The 505-nt window shown below is 52.5% G+C and carries 1 pseudogene; it reads right to left on the reverse strand.

Annotated features, from left to right (window positions below):
* Window positions 1–65 precede the first annotated feature (65 nt).
* Window positions 66–362: pseudogene (locus M7Q83_RS14135) on the reverse strand (ISAzo13 family transposase); the annotation flags it as partial.
* Between the last annotated feature and the right edge of the window lie 143 nt (window positions 363–505).

The following is a 505-nucleotide window of genomic DNA, read 5'->3' on the forward strand; positions in this document are numbered from 1 at the left end:
ATTTCAGCGATAACAGGTGGCAAGTTTCAGCGAGAATGGGTGGCAGAGTTAGCGAGAATACACACCCCGCAATCAGCGGTGATGAGCAAACGACGTGCATTTGGATAGACTGCCTTGCCCATCTCGTGCCACCAACGTCGGATGCTTTCAACCGCAAACTCCGCTGTATCGTGGTCAATGCTGACATTCACCCACCCGGTGTTGGTTGTCAGGTCATAGACCCCATAGGGTGCCACCTTGCCTAGTAGAGGATCGATGAAGTCATAGACCCTCACCTCTTCGGGCTTACCAACGGGTTGGTACTCTCTGCCGGCATTCTTAAAGTCACCGATCAGTTCCTTCTTCTTGGTATCGACCGAGATGTAGCTATTCTCGTACCCTGGACCACGGTTTCGCGTCACTTTGGACCACTCGTTCGCGTCACTTTGGACCACTGTTTCGCGTTACTTTGGACCACAGTATCGTCTAACTCTGGACCACTCGTTCGCGTCACTTTGGACCACCT

Source organism: Ferrimicrobium sp. (assembly GCF_027364955.1).
Classification (GTDB): domain Bacteria; phylum Actinomycetota; class Acidimicrobiia; order Acidimicrobiales; family Acidimicrobiaceae; genus Ferrimicrobium.